This is a genomic window from Nocardia sp. NPDC088792 (genome assembly GCF_044750615.1).
Taxonomy (GTDB): domain Bacteria; phylum Actinomycetota; class Actinomycetes; order Mycobacteriales; family Mycobacteriaceae; genus Nocardia.
Genome location: NZ_JBIVKC010000004.1, coordinates 1,110,071 through 1,134,466 on the forward strand (window position 1 = coordinate 1,110,071; position 24,396 = coordinate 1,134,466).

Below are 24,396 nucleotides of genomic sequence, written 5' to 3' on the forward strand. Positions count from 1 at the left end.
GTGCGCGCTGTGTTTACGCCTCGCCCGGTGATCTTCCGGCTCGCCCGCTCGCCGCCTGGTGCGCAGTTTGAGTGACTTCCACACCTGGCCTCGCGCACCGGTGCTTCCAGTTCGCATTCTCGCTTTTCGCCGCGCCGTTCACGGCCCACGCGGTCCCAACGACTGCCACACCTTGCTCGCAGGGTGTTACCAGGGTTACCGGTCAGGCTGTACAGCATGGGCCTTGCAGCGCTGATCACCGCATTCGTGGCTGCCGTGCTGCCGGTGACTCCTACGGAGCCGACACTGGTCGGGCTGGGGGCGCTGGCGGCGTTCACGCATGTTTCGCCGCTCACCGTGATGCTGGTGGGCGGGGTGGGGTGCTCGGTGTCGGATCACCTGCTCTATGCCGGTGGGCGGTGGGGTGGGCACCGGATTCTCGGGTGGCTTTCGCGGGGGCGGTCCACGCGCAAGGTGACGGGGTGGCTGCTCGATCGGACCGGGCGGTGGGGGGCTCCGATATTCATCGGCGCGCGCTGGCTGCCCGCCGGCGGCAGTGCGGGAGCCGTGCTCGCGGGCACGTTGCGGTGGAAGCTGCGGCGGTTCACGCCGGTCTCGCTGGTCGGCTCGATGCTGTGGGCCTGCTACGCCACGATGCTCGGCTACCTCGGCAGCAGCATCACCGGCAATCCCCTCGCGGGGCTCGGGATTTCGCTGCTCGTGGCCGTGGTGCTCGCGCTGGCGGCGCGGCCGCTGCTGCACCGCCACAGCGGCACCACCACCGTGCCCAGCAACACCGCAGCCGTGCCCGACAACATCGCAACCGTGCCCTACGACGCCATAACCGAGCCGGACAACACCGCGGCTTCGCCCGGCAACGCCGCAACAGTGCCGGACAACACCGCGGCTTCGCCCGGCAACGCCGCAACAGTGCCCGACAACACCGTTACTTCGCCCGGCAACACCGCAACAGTGCCCGACAACACCGTTACTTCGCCCGGCAACACCGCAACAGTGCCGAATAGCCAACAGGCCCAGGCCAACCTGATCGCTGTGTGACGCGAGACCGCGCCGGACACCAGCCGGCCCGCCTCCAGTGGAGGCGGGCCGGCTTGCTGTTCGGGCCTGGTTACTTCAGGAACACCCCGGCGGCGACGAACGTGATGATGATCAGCACAGCGAACCAGGTGATCAGCTGCCAGTGGGTGAGAGCCGACTTCTGGGAGGACACCGTCATCCGCAGGGTCGCGTCCACCCGGTTGTGGTCGGCGATGCGGCGGCGGGCCTGGGCGAGGTCGTCGGCCTGCTGTTGTGAGGCCACCTCGGCGCGTTCCAGGCGGTGGTTGAGGCGCATGAGTTGTTTGGTCTTGTCGCGAGTGGCCTTCCGCGCCACCGCGAGTGCGGACCGCTGATTCTGCAGTTCCTGGCGTTGCCGCGCGATGACGGCCGCTTGCGTGCGGGTGTGCCGTTCCCAGTCGGTCACCGTCGCCCATCCTCCCGTGTGCTCGTCGCGGTAGCCGTAGGACAGCTCCTCCGCGACCCAGGCGGTCATGAATTCCCGCAGGTCACAGCCGCTGTGCCGGGGCACGACGACACCGCCGGGCCCGGTGACCAGCAGGCCGCCCACGATCCGGTATTCGCAGCCCTCGGCCGCGAAGTCGTCGATGCCCAGCGCGGGCAGCTGCGCCGTCCAGAAACCCGGCGGGCAGAGCCACAGCACCTCGCTGCAACCACTGCTCTTCAGGGTACCGGTGCGCTGCCGGGCCTCGGCCAACTCCGGTGGCGCACTGGACACCTCGACGGCGACCAGCCGATCACCCTTGCGCCACAGCAGATCCGGGGTTTCCGTACCGACCGCCACGTCGACTCCGGCATCGTCCGCGCCGGCCGCCAGCAGCCGTCCGCGTAGCCAGAATTTCATGCGCTGTACATCCCACCGGCAGTCCGTACAGCCGGGTTCGCGGCAGCACTCCCCCGGTCGATGACCGCGCGAATCCGCAACGGTCGTCTTCGGATTCGGCTCCGGTGCCGGATCGGCCAGCGCTACCGCCCGCCCGTGCGGACCTTCCACTCGCCTCGTGCTCACAGGATCACCCCAGCCAACTCACCCACCATGGGCCGCTTCCGTTTTCCGGAAACCACCAGCCCACGCCGATACATCCAGAGTGCCGCAGCGTGACCACCCAAGGGCAGGAAAGCGGCCAGATTCGTTATCCAACCGCATGCCGCGCGTGATCAAGCACAACGCGGATCGTAATCCCCGTCCGGGATGCCGGAGCGCCCTGGCCCCGCTACTCTTTCGAGATGTCCGACCCGCACACCACGAACCCGCAGCTAGGCGCCCTCCGGGCGGCACGCGCCGCCAACTCTGTGGCATTCGCTCTGCAAGGCTTCTTCCTGGCCGTCATTCTGACCGAACTGCCGCAGCAGAAGGACAAATTCGGGCTCACGGACACGCTGATCGTGGTGCTGGTGGCGCTCATCTCGCTACTGGCGGGAGTGGGCAGCGTGACCGCGGAACGACTGGCGCTGCGCTGGTCCAGCCGGACCGCACTGCGGATCGGGCTCGGGGTGATCGCGGCCGCGGGTGTGGTAATCGCGGTGGCGCCGAACAAGACAGTGCTGTTCGTGGCCCTCGGCGTGTATGGCGTGGCGGTCGGTATCGTCGACGCGGGCACCAATATGCAGGCCGTATTCATTCAACACGGCTATGGCCGATTCATTCTGTCGTCGTTCTACGCGGCCTGGAGCGCCGGATCCATCGTGGGCGCGCTCTTCGTGTCCGCCTTCGAAGCGCTGAAAGTGCCGCTGCTCCCGTCCATCCTGGTCGCCTCGGCCGTCGTACTGGTGGGCTGTCTCGCCGCGGGACCGCGACTGCTCGGCACCGATGAGGCCGAATCCGGGCCCGCCGAACAGGAACCCGTGAGTTCGGTACCGACCCGTATCTTCCTGCTCTTCGGCGTGGTGCTGGCGCTGGCGTTCGCCATCGACCTCGCGGTGGGCAACTGGTCGGCGCTGTACCTCAAGGACGACCTGCTGTCCTCCTCTGCGACAGCCGCATTGGCGCTCGCCGCCTACCAGGGCGCATCCCTGGTAGGCCGCCTCAGCGGTGATATCTGGGTGCGGCGTTTCGGCCCGCGCACGGTGACCCGGGTGGCAGCCGTGGTCGGCGCGATCGGCCTGGGCATCGTGGTGGCCGCGCCCGGACCGGTGGTCGCGATCCTCGGCTTCCTCATCGCAGGCATCGGGCTGCCGATCATCGCACCGCTGTGCTTCAGCGAGGCCGGACAACTCACCAGCGGACGCGGACTGGACGCCCTCATCGCCCGGCTGAACCTCTTCAACTACGCGGGCACACTGGTCGGCGGCGCGGTGGTCGGCGCGGTCTCGGATGCCGCGAACATGCGCGCCGGCTTCGCGATCCCACTCTTGTTCGCGGTGGCGCTGATCGGTTTCGCGCGCATCTTCCACACCCGGACAGGCAAGGCGGGCATGCAACCCCAGCCCGCACCCGAAGCCGCCTGACCGAAAGCCGCCGGACACGACCGGCGCTCACGCAACCCACTCACCTCGCATGTTTGACTGGATCGGTGAGCGACTCCGCAGTGCGCGTCGATCGAGCCGAACTCACGGACGCCGCCGAACTCAGCAAGGTGGCCGCCGCGACCTTTCCAATGGCGTGCCCGCCCACCACCACACCGGAGAACATGGCGGTCTTCATCGCGGAAATGCTGTCCGAAGACCGGTTCCGCGACTACCTCACCGACCCGTCCCGCGTCGTGCTCAAAGCGGTACGCGACGGGCAGATCGTCGGCTACGCCCTGCTGAACAGCGGTGAGCCCACCCATCCCGCCGTGGCCCATGTGATCACCGAGCGACCGGTGACCGAGCTGTCGAAGCTGTACGTCCTGCCGGGCTTCCACGGAGACGGCGTATCGGCGGCACTGATGAGCGAGGCCGTCGCGACCGCCCGGAGCACCGGCAGCGTCGCCATGTGGCTGGCGGTCAATCAGGAGAATGTCCGCGCCCAGCGGTTCTACGGCAAGCAAGGCTTCGCGCGCGTGGGCATCAAGGACTTCATGGTCGGCACACAGCTCCACCACGACTACGTGATGCAGCTGCGCTGCTGACCTCACCGGCAGCACCACCGCGCCGGGAGTGGGTGCGCCGAGGCGACACCGAAGGACGACCCCGCCCGGTGGCCGACTCCCCGTGCGGGAACCACCGGACCGGCGGCGAAGCGCAGCGGATCCGCCAGTGCGGCAACGGGTTCCACAAGTCGGGCGCGCGACACGCGTCTCGGCGTTATGGATTCGACGCGGCTGCTCGCTGCGGGCGGGCAACACCCCGACGGTTTCGTATACGACGACAGTGGGTCCGGACGGGAAGTTCCCGGCCGGACCCACCGTCGAGCGAAACCTGTTGTCAGGCCAGCATCTTGGTCTTCAGAGCGGCGATATCGCCGTCGGTGAGCTTCAGGCCGTCGTGGACGTAGTTGTCGAAGCTGCCGTAGGTCTGGTTCACCTGGTCGAACGCGGCGTCCAGGGCGGAGGCGGTGACGCCGTTCATCATGTCGCCGTCCTTGGCGCCCCGGTAGTAGTTCGACAGCAGGTAGTCGTAGTAGACCGTGTCCTTGTCGACGCCGAGGATGGTCAGCAGCACGGCCGAGGTCCAGCCGGTGCGGTCCTTGCCCGCGGTGCAGTGGAACAGCACGCCGCCCGGGTTGTAGGCGATGTCCTTGATCACGTTGGCGAAGGCCTCATTGGCGCCCGGCGCGGTGATGAAGGCGCGGTACAGGTCGGTGCCCGCGGACAGGGTGGACGCCATGACCTGCGGCGGGGCCTGGCCGATCACGTCGTCGTGGTGTTCGGTGGCGCCGGCGGGGACCTTGTCCACGCCCAGCAGGGTCTGCTCGTAGCCGGTCCGGAGATCGTGGACGGAGACCACATTGTCGCCGGTGAGCTTGGCCAGATCGGCGTCGGTGGCCTTGCTCAGGTCGCCGGTGCGGAAGACCAGGCCGGTGCGCACGGTGTGGCCGTCGGTGGTGCGGTAGCCGCCGGCGTCACGTGCGTTGAGGACGCCGGTCAGGCCCAGCGCCCGCTGGTCGGTGTTGTCGATCACGCTGCTGGTGGCGGCGGGCGGATCGGCCGCGAAGGCGATCGCGGTCGAGCCGAGGCTCGCGGACAGGGCTACGGTCGCCACGAGGGCGGCCTGGATTGCACGGTTGCGCAGCACAGGTTCACTCCTTACGGGCCCGGCGACGTTGTCCGGACCGGCTTATTGCGGTCCCCCTGAAATATTACCTTGGGAAACTATCCGATCCGCCGGTCCTTGTCAGGCAGCTGTGATCGGCGCCTCGAAACGCGACAGCGCGAGCAGACGGGAGATGGCCCGCAGGTACTTCTTGCGATACCCGCCGTCCAGCATCTCCTGGCTGAAGATCTGGTCCAGTTTCGCGCCCGAGACGGTGACCGGAGTTCCGGCGTCATAGAGCCGGTCGGCCAGCACCACAATACGCAGAGCGACCGCTTGGTCGGTAACTGGATGTACGCCAGAAATGAACACCGCAGACACACCATTGATCAGCGCACCGAAGCGCGACGGGTGCAACGTGCTCAAATGCTTCAGCAGCTCATCGAAATCATCGAGAGTGGAACCCGGTGTAGCAGCAGCCTTCTCGACCAGCAACTCTTCAGACATCGGTTCCGGCGCCGGCGGCAGATCACGATGCCGGTAGTCCGGACCATCCACCCGCACCGGCTCGAACAACGAACCCAGCTTCTTGATCTCCCGCAGGAAATCCTGCGCGGCGAACCGGCCCTCACCCAGCTGACCCGGCAGCGTATTCGACGTCGCCACCACGGACACCCCGCGCGCCGTCAACTCCGACAGCAACCGCGACACCAGCATCGTGTCACCCGGATCATCGAGCTCGAACTCGTCGATGCACAGCACACTGTTGCCCGACAACCGCTCCACCGCATTGTTGAAGCCCAGCGCGCCAACCAGATTGGTGAGCTCACCGAACGTGCCGAACGACTTCGGCTCCGGCACACTGTGATAGATCGAGGCCAGCAGGTGGGTCTTACCCACACCGAAGCCGCCGTCCAGATACAGGCCGATGCCCGACACCGGCTTCTTCTTGCCGAACAGATGCTTCTTGTCCGCGGCCTTGCGCAGCTTGGTGACCTGATCCGCGAACTGCTCGGCCTTCAGCACCGCCGCCGCCTGCGACGGTTCCTTCGGATCCGGAATATAGGACGCGAAGCTCACCTCGTCGAAGGTCGGCGGGGGAACCATCTGGGCCACGAGCTGGTCTGCCGGAACCTCCGGGTGGCGATCGACGAGGCGTTGTTGCACGGCGTAAGCGTACGGACGTGCCCTGATGGGTTCTAATGCAGCGTATGCCCATTGCGATCCAGCTCACAGATCTCGGCGGTGACGACCTCGTCCGGATGTACACCTACCCGGCCGGGCCCGCCGAGCCGTACATCCGGGTCAACTTCATCAGCAGCATCGACGGCGCGGTCACGGTCGACGGCCGCTCCGGCGGCCTGGGCACCCCCGCCGACCGGCGGGTCTTCGGCGTACTGCGAGACCTGGCCGACGTGATCGTGGTCGGCGCGGGCACCGCACGGGCCGAGAACTACGGTGCCGCGCACACGGATTCACACCTGCGCACCCGGCTCCACCACCACGGCTTCGGCGGCGCCCCCGACGGCGCGCCGCCACGCATCGCGGTAGTGACCGCCACTGCCGCGCTGGACCCCGGCAGCAAGCTGTTCACCGATCACGGCGCCCGGCCGATGGTCATCACCACCACCTCCGCCGACGCCGCGAACAAGCAGGCCCTCATCGACGCGGGAGCGGAGATCGTGGAGGCGGGCGAAACATCCGTCACCGCCAAGGGCTTGAAGGACGCCCTCGCCGAACGCGACCTGCGCCGCGTGCTGTGCGAGGGCGGACCCAGCCTGTTCGGCGACCTCATCGCCGCCGGCGAGGTCGACGAACTGTGCCTCACCGTGTCTCCCATGCTGGTCGCGGGCACCGAACGGCGAATCGCCGTGTCCCCCAATGCCATGCCCACACCCATGCACTGCCGCCATCTCATCTGCGATGCGGACGGCACGATTCTCTCCCGGTGGGTGCGCTCGCACACCCGGTAGCTGAAACCGGCCGCCGGACCTGGCAGGCTGTACCGCATGCGCTGGACTCGGGCCGCTCTGCTGGCGGCGACCCTGTCGGTATTGGTGACCACCGCCTGCGGTGCCGGGCCCTCGGATCGCCCCGCCGTCGCGGTGGAACATCCGCACGACGCCGGGGCCGCCCAGACCACCCCGTCGAGTGCGCCGGCCCTGCCCGCACCCGAAGTACCCAAAACCGACCTGGCCTGGCACGACTGCACCGCACCGACCTTCAGCCTGCTGTCCCTGGGCACCCCGCCCACCGGACTGATCCTGGAATGCGCCGAATACACCACGCAGACCGATATCAGCGGCAATGTGACCGGCAACTTCCGCAATGCGGCCATGCGCGCCCGCTATGACCGGACACCGAAGGACATCGCGCCGCTGATCCTCACCTCCGGCGCCGACCGCTCCTCCACGGCCACCCTGGCCGGGCTCGCCGCCGGATCCAACAGCGCGATCCTGGCCTCGCGGCCCATCATCGCGGTGGATCGCCGCGGCATCGGCAGCTCGCAGCCCATCACCTGCATGACCGACCCGGACCGCAAGGCCCTCGCCGATCAGGACCAATTCACGCACGGCGGAACCGATCCCGTCGACGCGGTCGCCGCCTCCGCGCAGAACGCCACCACCACTTGCCTCGACTTCCTCACCCCCGCACAGGGCGCCTTCGACGCCGCGCACGCCGCCGACGACATCGAGCAGTTGCGCAAGCAGTTCCAGGTCGACCACATCGCGCTGATGGGCACGGGCACCGGATCGGGCGTGGCTCTCAGCTATGCGCGCAAGTACGGCGATCACCTCTCCCGGCTGGTATTGGACTCGCCGCAGGCCGTCGGGCAGGACCAGGCGGGCCGCACCGAACTGTCCGTCAAGGGCGCGGAGGCCGCGCTCACCGCATGGGCGCAGCAATGCACCGCGCTGCAGTGCTCACTGGGCGCCGATCCGCATGCGGCGGTCATCGACCTCGTGAAACGCGCCGGCAACGGCGAATTCGGCGATCTGTCCGTGTCATCGCTGGTCACCGCGCTGCGCAGCTACCTCTCCGACCCGCTGGCACAGGGGAATTCGCAGGTCACCCAATTCGCCGACGCGCTCTCCGCACTCGGGCGCGGTGATCGCGGGCCGATCGGCGGCTACGTCCAGCGCGCCGCCGCGGCGGTGGCCACCGACGGCCAGTTCGTGAACCGCTGCAGCGACAACACCCAGCCCGCCACCCCCGACCGCGCCAAGCAACTGGAAGCCACCTGGGCCACCCAGTACCCGGTCTTCGGCAAGGTCGCCGCGGTCAACCTGATGCTGTGCGCGAACTGGCCCTCGGCCAACCCGGTACCCGCGCTCGAGAAGTTCAGCCTGCCCACACTGGTGATCGGCGGCAGCGCCGACCCGGTCACCGGTCAGGACGGACGGCCGTCGGTCACCGGCGCCCTGGGCGCGGCCGGCGCCACCACCTCCACCCTGGTGTGGCAGGGCTGGGGTCACCCGACCTTCGCGCACTCCGGCTGCGCACAGCAGGCGGTGGGCGATTACCTGAAGGACGGCACCCTGCCCGCCGACGGAACCGCCTGTCCCGCCTGAGGATCCGGAGCGAGCAGGCGTCATAGCAACACGGGAGGTATCGTGACCCCACCAGTTGGGGTCTTCCGGTGTGTGGCACGGCACGCTGATAGCGGGTCGGCGCATCTATGACAGGGGTTTCCGGTGTACCGTGCCCGAGTGTTCCTTCGACAGCTCGAGCCCCGCACCGCTCGCACAACTACCGAGGTTCTGAACTTCGCACTGTGGCCCCTCGCGGTCCTCACCGTGCTGAACCGGGTGTTCATCAAGGCTGTCAACTACTCGGTCACCAACGACTTCAAGCCGGTCTACGACGCGTCCCTGGCATTCCTGAACCATCGGGCCATCTACACCGACAACTTCAACTCGACCGACCCGCACTACCTGTACCCGCCCGGCGGCACCCTGCTGATCTCGCCGCTCGCGATCATCGACCCCGAGAAATCGCGCTGGTGCTTCATCCTGCTCAACGCGGCGGCCATCATCCTGGCCGGATATCTGCTGCTACGGCTGTTCGGCTACGGACTCAACTCGGTCATCGCGCCCACCATGCTGCTGGCCATGTTCATGTCCGAGGCCGTCACCAACACACTGGTTTTCACCAACGTCAACGGCTGCCTGCTGCTGTGCATGGTGGTGTTCATCCACCTGCTCATCCAGCGGCGCGAGTTGTGGGCCGGTGTGGCACTCGGATTGACGATCACGATCAAGGGCCCGCTGCTGGCGCCACTACTGCTGATCCCGCTGGCCCGCGGGCAGTGGAAGACTTTCATTACGGCACTGGGCATTCCGATCGCCATGAACCTGCTGGCCTGGCCGTTCATCGTGGACTACAAGTCCTTCTGGAGCCACACGCTGCCGTATCTGTCCGAATCACGGGACTACTTCAACAGCGCGATCGTCGGCAACTTCGGGTACTACGGCGTCGCCGTCTGGCTGACCTGGACCGTCCGCATCCTGCTCGGCGTCATGGTGCTGATCACCCTGTGGCTGCTCTACCGCTATTACCGCGAGGACGAGGTGTTCTTCATCTGCACCACCTCCGGCGTGGTGATCGCCTCGGTGCTGGTGCTCGGACCGCTGGGCCAGGGCTACTACTCCATGTTCCTGTTCCCCATGCTCATGACCGTGGTGCAGCGAAACTCCGTGCTGCGCAACTGGCCCGCCTGGGTCGCGATCTTCGGATTCATGTCCTACGACAAGTGGCTCTCGGACCGCTGGCAGAGCATCGGCCGCACCCTCGAATACCTGCGCGTCACCTTCGGCTGGGCGCTGCTGCTCATCGTGGCCTTCTGCATCCTCGGCGACCGCTACCTGACCGCCAAGCGCGAAGGCCGGCTGCGGCCGGACCTCACCCTGGACCCGGCCTGGATGCACCCGGGACAGGCCGCGCCCGAGCAGCGACCGGCCCACAACGGTCACGCCGTCGACGTGGTCGCCGAACCGGTCGGCCAGGGTTCCGCACACTGAACCGACACGTCTGACACAGCCTCGACGCCCCGCCCGAGCATCCGGCGGGGCGTCGGCGCATTGTCAGGTCCTTGCATCCACGTATTAGCGTGGAGCCATGAGTTCCGACGCTGAGGCCTCGATTCCGGCACCGCGCATCCAGCTGACCCCGCAGGAATGGCGCACCCGGCTGTCGCCCGAGGAGTACCAGGTACTGCGCGAGGCCGGCACCGAACGCGCCTTCACCGGCGAATACACCGATACCGAAACCGAAGGCGTCTACGCCTGCCGAGCCTGCGGTTCCGAATTGTTCCGCAGCGGCGAGAAATTCCACTCCCACTGCGGCTGGCCGTCCTTCTTCGACCCGGCCGAATCCGACGCCGTCATCCTGAAGACCGACGACTCACTGGGCATGCGCCGCGTAGAGGTGCTGTGCGCCAACTGCCACAGCCACCTCGGGCACGTGTTCGAGGGCGAGGGTTACCCCACACCCACGGACAAGCGCTACTGCATCAACTCCATCTCGTTGCGTTTGCAGCCCGCTGAGGGTTCTACCAACTGAGACGCGCGGGCGGACCGGCCAGCATTCGATCCAGGTGCCGAGCGCGAGACCGCCCGGCCCCATGATCAAACATGGTCACCGCACATCCAGGAGTTGTTCGAAGAAGCCGCCGATCTGGCGTTTGCGATCGATCAGGTGGATCTCCAGGATCCAATGGCAGGCACGACCGGTGGGATCGGGGCGGCGCATCGGAATGTTCGACCCGGCAGCGATATACGAGACCACATCGGTTCCCGAGATCTGCTTGTGCGGGAACTCGCCGACCAGATGCCCTGCGATCGGGGCGGTGAACTCCCAGCCCTGCTCCGCCGCCTGGTCGACAATCCAGGCGTACAACTGTTCGCCGGTGATGTCGGGGTGGGCGTCGAAGTAATCGCGCCCCCGTAGCCACAGCGGTTCGAGCGCATCGCGTACGGCCAGCATCGCCGGATCATCACCGAGAACATAGGTGCGACCGAAATCGGCCTCCCACTCCTCGAAGATCGGCCCGAAATCGAGGAAGCAGATGTCGTTCTCGCCGATGACACGATCGGGCGGATTCGCACTGTACGGCTCGAGCGTGTTGATACCCGAACGGACGATGCGCTTATGCCAGAAGCGTCGAGTGCCGAACATCTCATACGCCAAATCACGAACCGCATCACTGACAACCGATTCGCTGGCCCCCGCAGCGATGATGCCCCGCCCGACGACCTCGTCGAACAACCTGACAGCCTTGGCTTCCGCATCGAGCAAGGCTGAAACACGTTCCGACTCTGCAAGTTCCATCAATTCCACAGACTCGACCCTAGATCACATCGGAACGCCGAGCCGAACGACCGCTCCAGCTCGCGCAGGGTGTCGGCCAGCGGGAGGTGATGCAGACTGGCGACCGATGTGATCGCATCCCACGACCCGGTCGACCCGTGCCCGCGGACGGTCGATCAGATTACCTGTGCCACAACCGAGGGTCGGCCTGGCCGGTTGATCTTCGGCTGCCTCACTGCTGGATTCGAGCTGACGAGAACTCCGGCCGGGCGACGATGCTGGTGTCTCGGCACGTTGCCGGCCGAGACACCGAGCCTGACTCCAGGACTCAGTCGCTCAGGGAGCGAAAGCGTCGGACCGACAGTGGCAGGAAGATCGCGGTGATCAGCAGCGGCCAGATCAACGCCGCAACGATCGAGTGGTGCGTCATCCACCCGCCGCCTGCCCAGCCGGGATTGCCGCACAGTCTCCGCACGGCCGAAGCTGTGACCGACAACGGATTCCATTCCGCGACAACCTGCAACCACTTGGGCATGGTCGCCGTGTCGACGAACGCGTTCGACAGGAAAAGCGCCGGCCATACCAGTACCTGAACGACGACGACCGATTCAGGGCCCTTGGCCATCAGGCCGAGATAGATTCCGACCCAGAGCAGCGAAAAACGAAGCAGCAGCAGCAATCCTACGGCTGCGAGCGCATCGGGAAGACCATCGTGCCAGCGCCAGCCGAGCGCCAGGCCCGTGCCGACGACGACCACCAGCCCGACCACCGTATTCAGGAGATCGGCGACGCATCGCCCGCCGACGACGGCGACGTTGTTCATCGGCAAGGATCGGAACCGGTCGGTGACCCCTTTCGCGGTGTCGGTCGCGATGGCCGTCATGGTCGATTCGAGTCCGAACAGCATCGTCATCGCGAACATGCCCGGCATCAGATACTCGTAGTAGCGGCCCTCGCCAGGCGTTTCGATAGCACCGCCGAAGATCGTGCCGAACATCAGCACCACCATGATCGGAAAGAGCCAACCGATCACTATCGGCGCGGGCCGGCTTCGCCAATGTGTCAGATCGCGGCGGGTGATGGTCCGAAGGTCACCGAAGGCCGATGTCCTGTGGGTCTGCATGGTGGTCATGCGGAAACCTTTCCGTGTTCGGCGGATTCGCGGCCGGCTGCGGTGCGTGATTCGCGGCCGGCCGTAGTGAGTTGGACGAAGACCTCATCGAGAGAAGGTCGGCGCACGGTGAGGTCGTGCGGTGCGATGCCCGAGTCCCGCAGCGCCGCGGCCATCGTCACGAGTGCGGTGGCGCGGTCCGTGACAGGGATGCAGACCATAAGGGATTGCGGATCCACAGTGACCTCGCCAGTGGCGACGGCTTCGGCCAACATTGCTGTCCGTTCGGCATCCGCGGGATCGGCAAGCGTGACCTCGAGCCGGTCCGTGCCGACACGAGCCTTGAGCTCGGCGGGACTGCCCTCGGCGACCACCCTTCCATGCGAGAGCATCACGATTCGATCGGCGAGCCGATCTGCCTCCTCCAGATATTGCGTGGTGAGCAATACGGTTGTGCCCGCCGCGACCAGCGCTTCGATGGCCGACCACACCTGCATCCGTGCGGCCGGATCGAGACCTGTGGTCGGCTCGTCGACGAAAAGCACTGGCGGCGAGACGATCAACCCCGCTGCCAGATCCAAGCGCCGCCGCATGCCACCGGAGTATTTGCCGACCGGCCGTCGCGCGGCCGTCGCGAGGTCGAACTGTTCGAGCAGTTCGTCCGCGCGGCGCTGGGCGAGCACCGGAGCGAGTCCGTTGAGTCGCCCGAACATGACGAGGTTCTGCCGCCCGGAAAGCACCTCGTCGACCGCCGCGTTCTGACCGACCAGCCCGATGTTCTCTCGTACCCGCCGCGGCTCACGCCGAACGTCGTACCCGGCTACTCGCGCCGCGCCGGAGTCGAACCGCAGCAGCGTCGACAAGATTCGGACGGTCGTGGTCTTGCCCGCGCCGTTCGGGCCCAGCAGCCCGCACACCGACCCCGCCGGAACCCGCAGGTCGATGCCGTCAAGTCCGGCACCGTCGGCGGCCCCGCGATAGCTCTTCCGCAAATCACTGACTTCGATCGCCATATCCGATATCGGCATTGTCGGTCCTCCCAGCCACATAACGTACACTGTACCGTACAATGTACGGTACAGCATGGCGGCGACAGCGCAAGGTGGAGGGAGAATGTTGCCCGTGACATCACACAAAGACGCCCCGGCCGACCCCGCGCGCACCCTCGCGCTGCTGTGGGGCCTGCACCCGAAGCCGGGACGCAAGGGACTCAGCATCGAGGTGATCGTCGCTGCCGGAATCGACCTCGCCGACTCCGAAGGCCTCGACGCCGTGTCCATGCGCCGGATCGCCGACCGGCTCGGCGTCGGCGCAATGTCGCTCTACACCCACGTACCCGGCAAGACCGATCTCTTCGACCTCATGCACGACGCGGCGCTTGCCGACCTCTACCGAGATCCCGATGAGCCGGCGCGAACCGTCGGCGGCTGGCGCGCTGCGATGGAACTGATCGCCGAACGCAACTGGAATCTGTATCGGCGACATCCGTGGATGCTCGACCTCGTCGGCAGCCGGCCGGTACTCGGACCGAACACCACCATCAAATACGAAACCGAGCTGCGCCCACTCGAAGGGATCGGTCTCACCGACGTCGAGATGGATTCCGTTCTGACACTGGTGATCACCCACGTGATCGGCACCGCGCGACTGTCGGCAGGCACCCCGAACACCACCGGCGACTCCGACCTGACCGACCCACAATGGTGGGACATCGTCGGCCCGATCCTGCAAAGGCTCATCGACCCGAACAAATTCCCCGTGTCATCCCGGGTGGGTGCGGCGGCGGGCAGCGAGCACAACGCGGCAATCAGCCCAACACACGCACTGAGCTTCGGGCTCGACCGGATCCTCGACGGTGTCGCCGATCTCATCACCCACCGCCGAACCACACCGGAACACACGCCCTGACATCGGCAGTGACGAACGTCCGCGGACCTCGGATCGGCGCGGCTCGTCGATCTTCGGCCATCCTGCGGTGACCGGTTCGCTCAGCACGGTCAGCGGCTACTCAGCGGATATTCAGTGCGTCGATAGCCTGGATACGCTGACCAATAACTGGGACAGGATCTCTACCGCAACCTAGGAGGTTGATCATGGGGTCGGGCCTCAGGGAAACCATCATCAGCGAGCTGCGGACGCAGGCCCAACAGGGCGGCACACCGGCTGAAATAGCGTGTTGGTTGGTGCAGGAGCTCGGGAGTCCGACGCCCCACCCAGCAGCCTGGTCCTCGCCTGGAACGAACACGATCGCCGACCACTGGTCGCGTCGTTCGTGGCTGCCGCCCCGTCGACTGTCTCGTCGCCCAACAACGCAGTCCGAATGAATTGAGCCCGCGGCGCGGTCGTAAGCGGCGAACCGCCTGAGGTACACAGCGCCGACCTTGCGGCAAGCGGCGTGTGGTGCCGCGTTGGGCAGTGGGTCAATTCGTGCCGTGCAGGCCGTGTTCCAGCAGGGTGAAGACGGCGTCGAGGGCGGCGCGGGGATCGGGCTCACCACCGACGAATTGGGGAATCTCGAGCACGTAGCGCGCAATGGCGCGGGCGGTGATGTCGTCGGGTTCGCGGCCGAGCTCGGCGGCGATGACCGCGGCCAAGGGTTCCTCGCAGCGGATCCACAACCGGCGGGAGTATTCGCGCAGCGCGGGCGTGTCCATGATCAGCTCGGTGCGTCGGCGCAACTCCGGACTCGGATCGGTAAGAAACGGGCCCCGACCGGCCATGAATTCACGCAGGGCCGCCAGCAGCGACCGATCCGCCGGTCGCTCACGAACGGCCGCCAGCAGGCTCTCGCGGCGCTCGACGCCGTCGTCGAATATCAGCGCCTCTTTGCCGTCGGGGACATGGCGAAACATCGTCGGGACCGAGATGTCGACCGCGTCGGCGATCTCCTTGATGCCGACCTGGTCGTAACCCTTCTCCAGGAACAATCGCTCGGCCGCCGCGGCGAGGGCCCGGCGGGTCTCGGCGTTCTTGCGTTCTCGGCGTCCGGGCTGCTCAGCAGGCATGCGCCCACCCTACCACATGACTTAACTCACTAACATTTTTAATCGCGTTGCATATTTTATCCGGTCATGCTTTTCTGGTGGTGTCCGCGAACCACCGAGAGGGATGATCGAGATGACCTTCGACATCGAAAACGACGACACGACACCGGTTCTCATCGTCGGCGGGAGCCTCGTCGGCCTGTCCGCGGCGGTGTTCCTGTCCTGGCAGGGCGTGCCCGTGGTGATGATCGACAGGCACTACGGCAGTTCGCCGCACCCGCGGGCGATCGGATTCACCACTCGCACGATCGAGCACTTCCGCCAGGTCGGTGTCGAGGTACCCGCCTCTCTGCAAGGCATGAAGCCGCCGCGCCGAGCCCGCGTGGAGAGCCTGACCGGGACCTGGATCGAAGAATATCCCTGGAGTCCCGGCGGGGACGGCAGCTACGGCGCCGACCAGTCGCCGGTGCACGCGATCGCGATCACGCAGGATCGGCTCGAACCACTGCTGCGCGACCGGGCCCGCGAACTCGGCGCCGAACTGCGTTTGGGCACCGAACTTCTCGGACTCACCCAGGATGACGAGGGTGTCACCGCGATGCTCCGGCGCCGCGAGGACGGCCGCGAATACCGCTTACGCGCACAGTACGTCGTGGCCGCCGACGGCGCCGACAGTGCCGTGCGCACCGATCTGGGTATCGAGCGTCACGGCGTCGGCCCGCTGTCAGTGCAGCGCAGCATCCTGTTTCGGGCGCCGCTCGAGGAGTACCTGCAGCACGGGGTTGTCCAGTTCGAGATCGAACAGCCTGACTTCCGGGGGTTTTTGACCACCTACTCCGACGGCCGATGGGTGCTGATGCTGTCCGACGATGTCGAACGTGACGCCGGGCAGCAGATCGAGGTTGTGCAGCGCGCGCTCGGCCGCACCGACATACCGATCGAGCTGATCACCACCGGCCGCTGGAATCTGGCGGCCCTGATCGCCGACCACTTCTCGGATGGGCGGATCTTCCTCGCCGGTGACGCCGCACATCAATTACCGCCCAACCGTGGCGGATTCGGCGCGAACACCGGCATCGACGATGCGCACAACCTGGCCTGGAAACTGGCGGCGGTACTGTCCGGGCGGTCGGACCCGCGGCTGCTGGATACCTACGACGCCGAGCGCCGCCCGATCGCGGACCTGCGCCACGACCAGCTGTTCGCCCGCGCCGACTACAAGGCGTACCTGACCGGTCCGGCATCGGATACCCCGGTGCTCGACGATTCCGCGATCGAACTGGGACAGCTCTACCGCTCCGCAGCGGTCCTGGGTGCGGATGCGTCGTTGCCGCCGGCCGCGCTTCCCGAGCAGTGGGCCGGCCAGCCCGGTACTCGCGCACCGCACCTGTGGGTCACCCTCGACGGTGAAAAGCGCTCGACGCTCGATCTCATCCGGCACGACTGGGTATTGCTGGCCCGCGATGACCGCTGGCGCATCGCCGCCACCGACGTGAGCGAAACGCTGGGTATCGCAATCGAATTCGAGCAGATCGGCACCGACATCGAGATCAGCGAACCCCATACGCTCGAGCACGCCTACGGCATCGAATCCACCGGCGCGACCCTGATCCGGCCCGACGGCTACATCGCCTGGCGCACCCCCACCGCGCCACCGGACCCCACTCGGGAGCTTGCGACAGCGCTCACCACGGTGGCAGCCGCCACGCACGGCCCCTCCCACCAGTTCCACCGCGTTCCGCTCGATATCAGCTGGTAGCGATACATTTCGCTGGCTGTCAGGCGACCATCGGCTCAGCCGAATCGGGATCATGCCAAATCCGTTGCCACGAACCTCGATAAAAGTTGATGGCGGTCCTGAAACCTACCCGTCCTGCATTCGGCAATAGGGTGCACGATGGCACCCTGCTGATCCGGCGCAGCCTGGCGCAATATATTCAGCACGCACAGCCCGAGCGGCTAGTGGTCCCGGATCCGGCCGCTGCCGTTCGACCGGCTCCCGCGCCGTCTCGCCGTCGGACGCCTCGGTGACTGTGAACCCCTCGGCCTCGAACTGCCAGTTCGTACCCGCTCGTCATCATCGACCACGAGCACCGGATGCGACGCTTTCGCTTGTTCAATGATCATCGGGCCGTTGTGTTGCGGTCGCCGAGCCCATATCCGGACGGAATGGAATGTGGCGCTGCGCGATCAGGGGCGGTGCTCGTGTCCCAGGACTGTGCGCAGCACCGATTCGGCCTCGGCCGGCGAACTCGCGCCCACCTGCCGGTGGGCGATGTGCTGGTCGGGGCGGATCAGTAATGCCGATGCCGCCGGGTCGGTGCCCGACGCGGTGAGCGGGGTGCGGGTGTGGTCGATGGTGATCAGGTTCACCCCGGTCGCGCGTGCGGCCTCGGCGAAAGCGGCTGTGGTGGCGCGGTTTTCGGTGAGTTCGAGCAGTGTCAGTTCCGGGCCGAGGGCGTCGTAGAGGGAGCTGCCGTCGGCGAGCCAGCGGTGGGGCAGGCGGGCGCCGGGGCGGGTGCTCGGTGTGTAGGCGAGTGGGCCGGGGGTGGGAGCCGGTTCCGGCTCGGCAGTGCGGTCCGCCACGATCACCGGCGAGTCGTCGTATCGGTATCCGAGGACCAGGCCGAAGCTGTGGAACTCCGCCGCCATCCCCGTCTGGATCGCGGCGGCTACCGCGTCCGGTTCCGCGAGCCCGATGCGGCGTACCGCCTGCATGTTCGCCACGGTCTCGGCGACCGTGCGCAGCGCGACGGCGCGGCGCTCGGGCTCGTAACTGGCCGGCAGTGCGGGGGCGCCCCACCCGGCGAGCACGGCCGCCAGCTTCCAGCCGATGTTCACCGCGTCACCGATGCCGGTGTTGTAGCCGTGCCCACCCCACGGGGGATTGAGGTGTGCGGCATCGCCGACCAGGAAGACCCGTTCGGTGCCGAACCGGTCGGCAATCTGCATCCGTGCGGTCCACTCGTCGGTCGAGAGGATCTCCGCCTCGACCTCGGCGCCGACCAGGTCGGTGAGCAGGCCCGCGATATCGGTGTCCGCGCCCCGGCCACTCGCCCCCGCCCACCAGGTGTCGGCCAGGTCGAACCGGCCCAGCACGCCCGTCACCCTGGGATTGAAAACCCAGTAGTGCACCGCGGGTCCGTGCGGCACCCGCTCGGCGAGACCCGGAGCGCGGAACACGATGTTCAGGTTGCTCATCGCGTCCTGTGGACCCTCCAGGCGGGCGCCGATGCACTCCCTGGTCCGACTGTTGGATCCATCGCAACCCAGGACATAGCGGGCCGACACGCTGCGCTGCGTGCCGTCACCGGCCACCGCGTCGACCAGGACGCCCTCCGCGGACTCGGTGAGCCCCGCCAACGCCCAGCCATCCGCGAAAGTCACGGTCGGCAGCTGTGCCACGGCCTCCCGCAGCACCTTTTCGACAATCGGTTGCGGAACCTGCTGACCGGACTCGGCGAAGAGCTCCGAGGTGTGCGGCGTGAGCCCGAAACAGTCTGTGAATCGGGTGATCTCGTGACCGAGCAGGCCGGTGCCGAACACCGCGTCCTGTGACCACGACACCGGCAGCGGCGCCGCCTTACGGATCTCGTCGGCCAGTCCCCAGCGGCGGAAATGCTCCATCGTGCGGATGCTGGTGGTCTTCGCGCGCGGCCGCAGGAACGACACCTCGCCGCGCGGCTCGAGGACCACGCAATCCACGCCCCGGGTGCCGAGTTCCATGGCCGCCGCCAGACCTACCGGTCCGCCGCCCGCGATCAGTACTGCCGTGCTGTGTGGTGGTGTGCTCACGCGAACTCCCCATTGTTGTCGGCGGACCTGTCGTCGGCGGACTTGCTCGCCCGGATGAGAAACTCCTCCAACGCCGAGTTGAAGGGTGTGCCGGTGTTCTGTGTCCCGTGCCCGCCGGGCACCACGAGTCGCTCCGCGCCCAGGCTTGCCGCGAGAGCGTCGCTGATCTCCTCGAACACCGGACGCTGCCCGCCGCTGACCACGAGGATGGGGATGCCGGTCGCCCGCAGAGCCGCGATCGGGACCTCCGCCTCCCACGGCAACCTCCCGCCCGCGGCGACCCTGGTCGCGAATGCATGCTGCGCGGCCGGCAGCGGGTCCGGAAACGTCGCGGTGGGCTCGATGATGCCGAAGAACTGCCGGAACAACGCGATCGGATCCGAGTGCGGCGCCGCGAACAGTTGGGTCATCGCGCGTTCGTACTCGTCCACGGCCGGCGCGCCGCGGGCCACGAAACTTGCCGCACTCTCGATCAGGGTCAGCGAGCGCACCGCCTCCGGCCGAGCCACGGCGGCAATCATGGCGCCGAGCGTGCCATAAGACTGTGCGACCACATGCGCGCCCACACCCAGCGCCTCGGCGAGCAACCGCCCGTCGGTCAGGTAGTCCTCGAACTCCGCCGGCGCACTGTCGTCGTAACCCAACCTGGACACGATGCGCAGCCGCCACCGCTCCGCCAGCGACAACTGCGTCTGCCACGATTCGGGCCCACCGAACGCGCCGCCGTGCACGAACACGATCGGTTCGCCGCTGCCGTAATCGACCATGCGCATACCGCCGGGACCGGTATAGCGCGCGCCCTGCCCCGCATCGGCCGCCGCCGCCCGGGTGTGGGTCACCGCCATGCTGTCGAGCAGCTTCTCCGCCAGCCCGGCAATACTGGGCAGGTCCAGGAACCAGGCTGCGGGCGGCGAAATTGCCAGCGCCACACCGACTTTCTGCTGCACTTCGACGGCCAGCAGGGAATCGAGGCCGAGCTCGCCGAGCGGATCATCGGGCCCGACATCCGCAGGCGCGCACTCGAGTACCGCCGCGACGGCGCCGGTCAGCAACTCCCGCAACCGCATTCGCGCGGCATCCCGATCACCGGCGGCGAGCAGCCCGGTGATATCCGTGCCGAGCCGCGACGAGCCCGCGGCGGTTTCCTGCGCCCAGCTCACCGGCACCCGGCCGGCTCGCCGCGGCGCCGACCGGATCGCGGCGAGCAACGCGGCCTGCGTGGTCGCCTTCAGGTGGACGCCCGACATCCGCGCGACCTGCCGGCCGTCCGGCGCGGTCAGCACGATGTCGGCGGTCACCAGATCGGAGCCGCCCGCAGCGGGGCGCATTGCCGCGTGACAGTGCAATTCACTGCCGTCGTAGCCGAAGAAGGCGAACTCCCCGATCTCCATCACCATCACCACGGTCTCGCCCAGCGCACCCGACTCACTGAGAGGGAGACACGCGGTCAGCAACTGCAGCGCGGAATCCACGATTCCGGGATGCAATGCGTAACCCTGCGCCAACTCCTCGGCGTCCGCGGGCCGGATACGCGCCAGCGCCTCACCGTCGGCCCGCTTGATCGAGGCCAGCCATTGCGCGGAAGGGCCGAGGTGGACGCGCCGCTGCCACAGCTCCCGGTAGAACGTCGATCCGGCGATCTCGGTACGACAGCGGGCCGCGATGTCGCGAATCCGGTCCGCGCCCAGGATCTCCGGCGTCTCGGTGGCCGCGACCAGGGTGCCCTGCGCGTGCATCGGCCACTGCGTGCCGTCCGAACCCCGGCTGTGGTAAGTGAACCTACGGGAGTCACCCGCGCCGAGCACGACCAATTGTGTTGTGAGCCTGCCATTCTCGGGCAGGATCAGCGCCTGCGGCAGCACAATGCCTTCTGCGCGCACGCCGGTCTGCCCGGACGGCCAGATCTCGCGCGCGGCCGCGATGACCGTCTCCAGGTGGAAACCGGCATTGACCACCGTAGTGTCCCCCGAGACGCAGTCGGCCAGGCTCGGATGCCTCGCGACGCTCAATTCGGCCTGGTATTGCACAAGATCCAGCGGGGAACTGACGCGACTGCCCAGCAGCGTCGGACCGTCCGGTGACGCCGCCGCCGCGGACACCGCCGGTGGCGCCGATTGCCGGGATTCGGTGAACCAGTGGCGTTTACGTTCGAACGGGTAGGTCGGCAACTCGACGCGACGGCGACGGTATCCCTGATCGAAACCCGCCCAATCGACGGCGACCCCGAGCGTGAACAACTCACCGACACTGTCGAGCAGGGTGGTCCACTCGCCCTTACCGCGCCGCAGCGACGCCAGCCATCGCTGCTCGCCGTGCGGCAGGCTGTTCTTGGCGATACTGCTCAGATGCGGCGCCGGGCCGATCTCCACGAACACGGTGCAGCCGCGGTCGACCAGCCGCTGCAACCCGTCCGCGAACCGCACCGGAGAGCGGGCCTGATCACGGATGTAGCCGGCATCGACGGTGGTGCCGCCGGCTCCCAGGAAATCTCCGGTCAGGTTGGACACCAACGGAATCCGGGGCGAACCGAACTCGATATCGGCCGCGTACCGGTACAGCTGCTTCACCATCGGATCGAGCAGCGGTGAATGGAACGCGTGCGACACCGTCAGCCGCCGAGATTTCACACCCCGCCCGGCGAATTCGGCGAGTACCGAATCCACCCGTTCGGCCACTCCGGACACCACCACATTCGCCGGCCCGTTGATCGCCGCGATCGCCAGCTCCTCCGGATACGCCGCGATCGCCGCGGCGACCCGCGGCTCATCGGCGAAGACCACGGCCATCGCACCGCCCTCGGGCAGCTCGCCCATCAGCCGGGCCCGCTCGGCCACCAGGCGCAGACCGTCCTCGAGACGCAGCACACCCGCCACGCAGGCGGCGGCCAGCTCGCCGACACTGTGCCCGACCATCGCGGCCGGCCGCACCCCCCAGCGCAACCACAACCGGGCTAGCCCGTACTGCAGGGCGAACATCGCCGGCTGCGTATAGCAGGTCCGATCGATCAGGGTGTCCGCGTCATCGCCGAACAGCACAGACAGCAGCGGACGGTCGAGCAGGGCGTCGAGGATCTCCGCACAGCGGTCGAGGTCGGCGCGGAAACCGGGATCGGTGCGATAGAGCTCGCGGCCCATACCCGCGTATTGGGCGCCCTGACCGGTGAACAGGAAACCCACCTTGGGTTGCGTGCCACGCTCGGCCCTACCTCGATGCAGCCCGGACGGGTTTCCCCCGCCGGCCAGGTCCCCGAGCCGGTCGCGCAGCTCGGCCACCGAACTCGCGCGCACCGCCACCCGGTGCGGGAACTTCGCGCGACCGGTGTTGGCGGTGAACGCGATATCGCTCAACGACCCGGCGTCACCGCGGAGGTGTTCGGCGTATCTGCGGGCCAGCGCATGCAGCGCGTTCTCGCTGCGAGCGCTGAGCGTCACCAGCTGCTCGGTGCGGTCGGCGGCAGCGGCCGGAGCCGCCGGCGCAGGCGCCTCTTCCAGTACGACGTGCGCATTGGTTCCGCTGGCGCCGAACGAACTCACGCCGGCGAAGCGCGGTTCGGCGGCGCGTGGCCACGGCGTCAGTGCCGTCGGCAGCGTCACCGGCAGGCGGTCGAGCTGGATCTCCGGATTGACCTCGTCCAGGTGCAGCAGCGCGGGAATCTGCTCGTTGCGCAGCGCGAGCACGGTCTTGATCAGACCGGCGACACCCGCGGCGGATTCCAGATGGCCGATATTCGTCTTGGCCGAACCCACGATCACCGGCGAGCCGGCGTCGCGGTCCGGTCCGAGCACGGCGCTCAGCGCACGCAGCTCGATCGGATCACCGAGCGCGGTGCCGGTGCCGTGCGCCTCGACGTAACCGATCCGTGCGCCCGGCACCGCGGCGTCGGCGAGCGCGTCACGGATCACGGCCTGCTGCGCATTGCCGTTGGGCACGGTGATACCGCTGCTGCGGCCATCGGAATTGATCGCGGAACCCCGGATGACCGCGTGGATATGGTCGCCGTCCGCAACTGCGTCGGACAGGCGTTTCAAGACGACGACGCCGCAACCTTCCCCGCGCACGTACCCGTTGGCGCTCTTGTCGAACGTTTTGCATCGTCCGTCGGGCGACAGCATGTTCGCGCTCGACAGCAACACGAACGCCTCCGGCGCGAGCAAGGCGTTGACACCGCCGGCCAGCGCCATCGAACAATCGCCGGTACGCAGACTCTGCACGGCCAGATGCACCGACACCAGCGACGAGGAACAGGCGGTGTCGACGGACAGACTGGGACCCGACAGCCCGAGCCAATACGACAGCCGCCCGGCCGCGAACGTGGACGCGCTACCGGTGAGCACGTAGGCATCCAGGTCTTCCGGGGCCGACCGCTGCAGGATGCTCTGCAGGTAGTCGCCGCCGGTGACACCGACGAAAACCCCGGTCCTGGATCCCTTCAGCGCGTCGGGGGCCTGGCCGGCGTTCTCCAATGCCTCCCAGCCGACCTCGAGGAACAGCCGCTGCTGCGGGTCCATGTGGGCGGCCTCGCGCGGGGAGATGCCGAAGAACGGTGCGTCGAAGGCGTCCACGTCGTCCAGCAGCGCCGCGCTCCTGGTGTAGGACTTGCCCTCGGTTCTGCCGTCGGCGTGATAGGCGTCGATATCCCAGCGTGCGGGAGGCACCTCGGTCACCGCGTCGGTTCCCGAGCGCATCAGGTCCCAGAAGGCGGCGGGTCCGTCGGCTCCCGGGATGCGGCAACCCATGCCGATGACGGCGATGGGTTCGTTGCGGTCGCGCTGGGCGGTTTCCAGTGCCGCGCGCAACTGCCGGATCTCGGTGAGCGCGCGGCGCAGGACGGTGTCACGGTTGTCGTTGCTCATCGGCGGATGTTCCGTCCTTCGCGTAGCTGTGCTGCCTGGTCGATCTCCGCCTCCAGCAGGGCCAGGAGATCGTCCTCGGACAGGTCGTCGGATGGTTCGCGGGCACTGTCGGCGAGGGCCGGGGAATCCGGCCACAGGGAGTCGGACTGGATCGGAGGGGCATCGAATCGGT

Annotated in this window: 18 protein-coding genes; 9 read left to right on the top strand and 9 right to left on the bottom strand. The window is 67.4% G+C overall.

Features of this window, described 5'->3' with window-relative positions:
- Positions 1-216: 216 nt before the first annotated feature.
- On the top strand, positions 217-1,038 hold the full coding sequence (locus ACIP5Y_RS32000; RefSeq protein WP_400355748.1) for a VTT domain-containing protein: 822 nt from the start codon (positions 217-219) through the stop codon (positions 1,036-1,038).
- Positions 1,039-1,108: 70 nt separating this feature from the next.
- Here ACIP5Y_RS32000 and ACIP5Y_RS32005 read toward each other — a convergent pair whose 3' ends face one another.
- On the bottom strand, positions 1,109-1,900 hold the full coding sequence (locus ACIP5Y_RS32005) for a hypothetical protein (protein WP_400355750.1): 792 nt from the start codon (positions 1,898-1,900) through the stop codon (positions 1,109-1,111).
- 383 nt (positions 1,901-2,283) lie between these two features.
- Here ACIP5Y_RS32005 and ACIP5Y_RS32010 point away from each other — a divergent pair, with 383 nt between their 5' ends.
- Complete coding sequence (locus ACIP5Y_RS32010; protein ID WP_400355751.1) at positions 2,284-3,504, top strand: MFS transporter; 1,221 nt, start codon at positions 2,284-2,286, stop codon at positions 3,502-3,504.
- Positions 3,505-3,569: 65 nt separating this feature from the next.
- Positions 3,570-4,109, top strand: coding sequence for a GNAT family N-acetyltransferase (locus ACIP5Y_RS32015; protein ID WP_400355753.1), 540 nt, complete (start codon positions 3,570-3,572; stop codon positions 4,107-4,109).
- Positions 4,110-4,404: 295 nt separating this feature from the next.
- Here ACIP5Y_RS32015 and ACIP5Y_RS32020 read toward each other — a convergent pair whose 3' ends face one another.
- Both ACIP5Y_RS32020 and zapE read right to left on the bottom strand, forming a co-directional pair.
- Positions 4,405-5,214, bottom strand: coding sequence for a tyrosine-protein phosphatase (locus ACIP5Y_RS32020; RefSeq protein ID WP_400355755.1), 810 nt, complete (start codon positions 5,212-5,214; stop codon positions 4,405-4,407).
- A gap of 99 nt (positions 5,215-5,313) precedes the next feature.
- Positions 5,314-6,339 (bottom strand): cell division protein ZapE, encoded by a 1,026-nt coding sequence (gene zapE / locus ACIP5Y_RS32025; RefSeq protein ID WP_400355757.1) that lies wholly within the window; start codon positions 6,337-6,339, stop codon positions 5,314-5,316.
- Positions 6,340-6,383: 44 nt separating this feature from the next.
- On the opposite strand from zapE, the gene ACIP5Y_RS32030 reads away from it, so the two are divergent.
- The 4 genes from ACIP5Y_RS32030 (at position 6,384) to msrB (ending at position 10,734) form a co-directional block, all read left to right on the top strand.
- The gene (locus ACIP5Y_RS32030; protein ID WP_400355758.1) at positions 6,384-7,145 is read left to right on the top strand and encodes a pyrimidine reductase family protein; all 762 of its coding nucleotides are present in this window, start codon (positions 6,384-6,386) and stop codon (positions 7,143-7,145) included.
- Between the two features lie 36 nt (positions 7,146-7,181).
- Positions 7,182-8,744: an alpha/beta hydrolase gene (locus ACIP5Y_RS32035; protein WP_400355760.1), complete on the top strand. Its 1,563-nt coding sequence runs from the start codon at positions 7,182-7,184 to the stop codon at positions 8,742-8,744.
- A 138-nt stretch (positions 8,745-8,882) separates the two neighbouring features.
- A complete protein-coding gene (locus ACIP5Y_RS32040; RefSeq protein ID WP_400355762.1) occupies positions 8,883-10,193 on the top strand; it encodes a glycosyltransferase family 87 protein in 1,311 nt (436 codons plus the stop codon).
- 97 nt (positions 10,194-10,290) lie between these two features.
- Positions 10,291-10,734, top strand: a complete 444-nt coding sequence (gene msrB / locus ACIP5Y_RS32045) for a peptide-methionine (R)-S-oxide reductase MsrB (RefSeq protein ID WP_400355764.1) — start codon at positions 10,291-10,293, stop codon at positions 10,732-10,734.
- A gap of 75 nt (positions 10,735-10,809) precedes the next feature.
- Here the strand turns inward: msrB and ACIP5Y_RS32050 are convergent, their stop codons facing one another.
- The 3 genes from ACIP5Y_RS32050 to ACIP5Y_RS32060 form a co-directional block, all read right to left on the bottom strand.
- Positions 10,810-11,502 carry a M24 family metallopeptidase gene (locus ACIP5Y_RS32050; RefSeq protein ID WP_400355889.1) on the bottom strand — a complete coding sequence of 231 codons (693 nt, stop codon included), beginning with the start codon at positions 11,500-11,502 and terminating at the stop codon, positions 10,810-10,812.
- Between the two features lie 307 nt (positions 11,503-11,809).
- Positions 11,810-12,613: an ABC transporter permease gene (locus tag ACIP5Y_RS32055; protein WP_400355766.1), complete on the bottom strand. Its 804-nt coding sequence runs from the start codon at positions 12,611-12,613 to the stop codon at positions 11,810-11,812.
- The gene (locus tag ACIP5Y_RS32060) at positions 12,610-13,620 is read right to left on the bottom strand and encodes an ATP-binding cassette domain-containing protein (protein WP_400355768.1); all 1,011 of its coding nucleotides are present in this window, start codon (positions 13,618-13,620) and stop codon (positions 12,610-12,612) included. Before ACIP5Y_RS32060 ends, ACIP5Y_RS32055 begins: the two co-directional genes overlap by 4 nt.
- Positions 13,621-13,714: 94 nt before the next feature.
- On the opposite strand from ACIP5Y_RS32060, the gene ACIP5Y_RS32065 reads away from it, so the two are divergent.
- On the top strand, positions 13,715-14,500 hold the full coding sequence (locus tag ACIP5Y_RS32065) for a TetR/AcrR family transcriptional regulator (RefSeq protein ID WP_400355770.1): 786 nt from the start codon (positions 13,715-13,717) through the stop codon (positions 14,498-14,500).
- 512 nt (positions 14,501-15,012) lie between these two features.
- On the opposite strand, the gene ACIP5Y_RS32070 is transcribed toward ACIP5Y_RS32065, so the two are convergent.
- Positions 15,013-15,597 (bottom strand): TetR/AcrR family transcriptional regulator, encoded by a 585-nt coding sequence (locus ACIP5Y_RS32070; RefSeq protein ID WP_400355772.1) that lies wholly within the window; start codon positions 15,595-15,597, stop codon positions 15,013-15,015.
- Positions 15,598-15,709: 112 nt separating this feature from the next.
- On the opposite strand from ACIP5Y_RS32070, the gene ACIP5Y_RS32075 reads away from it, so the two are divergent.
- The gene (locus tag ACIP5Y_RS32075; protein ID WP_400355774.1) at positions 15,710-17,335 is read left to right on the top strand and encodes an FAD-dependent monooxygenase; all 1,626 of its coding nucleotides are present in this window, start codon (positions 15,710-15,712) and stop codon (positions 17,333-17,335) included.
- Positions 17,336-17,766: 431 nt separating this feature from the next.
- Here the strand turns inward: ACIP5Y_RS32075 and ACIP5Y_RS32080 are convergent, their stop codons facing one another.
- Together ACIP5Y_RS32080 and ACIP5Y_RS32085 are read right to left on the bottom strand one after the other, a co-directional pair.
- On the bottom strand, positions 17,767-19,371 hold the full coding sequence (locus ACIP5Y_RS32080) for an FAD-dependent monooxygenase (protein WP_400355776.1): 1,605 nt from the start codon (positions 19,369-19,371) through the stop codon (positions 17,767-17,769).
- Complete coding sequence (locus ACIP5Y_RS32085; protein WP_400355778.1) at positions 19,368-24,224, bottom strand: beta-ketoacyl synthase N-terminal-like domain-containing protein; 4,857 nt, start codon at positions 24,222-24,224, stop codon at positions 19,368-19,370. The genes ACIP5Y_RS32080 and ACIP5Y_RS32085 overlap by 4 nt, the downstream gene beginning before the upstream one ends.
- Positions 24,225-24,396 lie beyond the last annotated feature (172 nt).

What these genes read in the sequence shown, in the direction of transcription:
- ACIP5Y_RS32000 (WP_400355748.1), top strand. Translation starts at nt 217, where the DNA reads ATGGGCCTTGCAGCGCTGATCACCGCATTCGTGGCTGCCGTGCTGCCG.
- ACIP5Y_RS32030 (WP_400355758.1), top strand. Translation starts at nt 6,384, where the DNA reads ATGCCCATTGCGATCCAGCTCACAGATCTCGGCGGTGACGACCTCGTC.
- ACIP5Y_RS32010 (WP_400355751.1), top strand. Translation starts at nt 2,284, where the DNA reads ATGTCCGACCCGCACACCACGAACCCGCAGCTAGGCGCCCTCCGGGCG.
- ACIP5Y_RS32050 (WP_400355889.1), bottom strand. Translation starts at nt 11,502, where the DNA reads ATGGAACTTGCAGAGTCGGAACGTGTTTCAGCCTTGCTCGATGCGGAA.
- msrB (WP_400355764.1), top strand. Translation starts at nt 10,291, where the DNA reads ATGAGTTCCGACGCTGAGGCCTCGATTCCGGCACCGCGCATCCAGCTG.
- ACIP5Y_RS32075 (WP_400355774.1), top strand. Translation starts at nt 15,710, where the DNA reads ATGACCTTCGACATCGAAAACGACGACACGACACCGGTTCTCATCGTC.
- ACIP5Y_RS32055 (WP_400355766.1), bottom strand. Translation starts at nt 12,613, where the DNA reads ATGACCACCATGCAGACCCACAGGACATCGGCCTTCGGTGACCTTCGG.
- ACIP5Y_RS32085 (WP_400355778.1), bottom strand. Translation starts at nt 24,224, where the DNA reads ATGAGCAACGACAACCGTGACACCGTCCTGCGCCGCGCGCTCACCGAG.
- ACIP5Y_RS32035 (WP_400355760.1), top strand. Translation starts at nt 7,182, where the DNA reads ATGCGCTGGACTCGGGCCGCTCTGCTGGCGGCGACCCTGTCGGTATTG.
- ACIP5Y_RS32005 (WP_400355750.1), bottom strand. Translation starts at nt 1,900, where the DNA reads ATGAAATTCTGGCTACGCGGACGGCTGCTGGCGGCCGGCGCGGACGAT.
- ACIP5Y_RS32060 (WP_400355768.1), bottom strand. Translation starts at nt 13,620, where the DNA reads ATGCCGATATCGGATATGGCGATCGAAGTCAGTGATTTGCGGAAGAGC.
- ACIP5Y_RS32070 (WP_400355772.1), bottom strand. Translation starts at nt 15,597, where the DNA reads ATGCCTGCTGAGCAGCCCGGACGCCGAGAACGCAAGAACGCCGAGACC.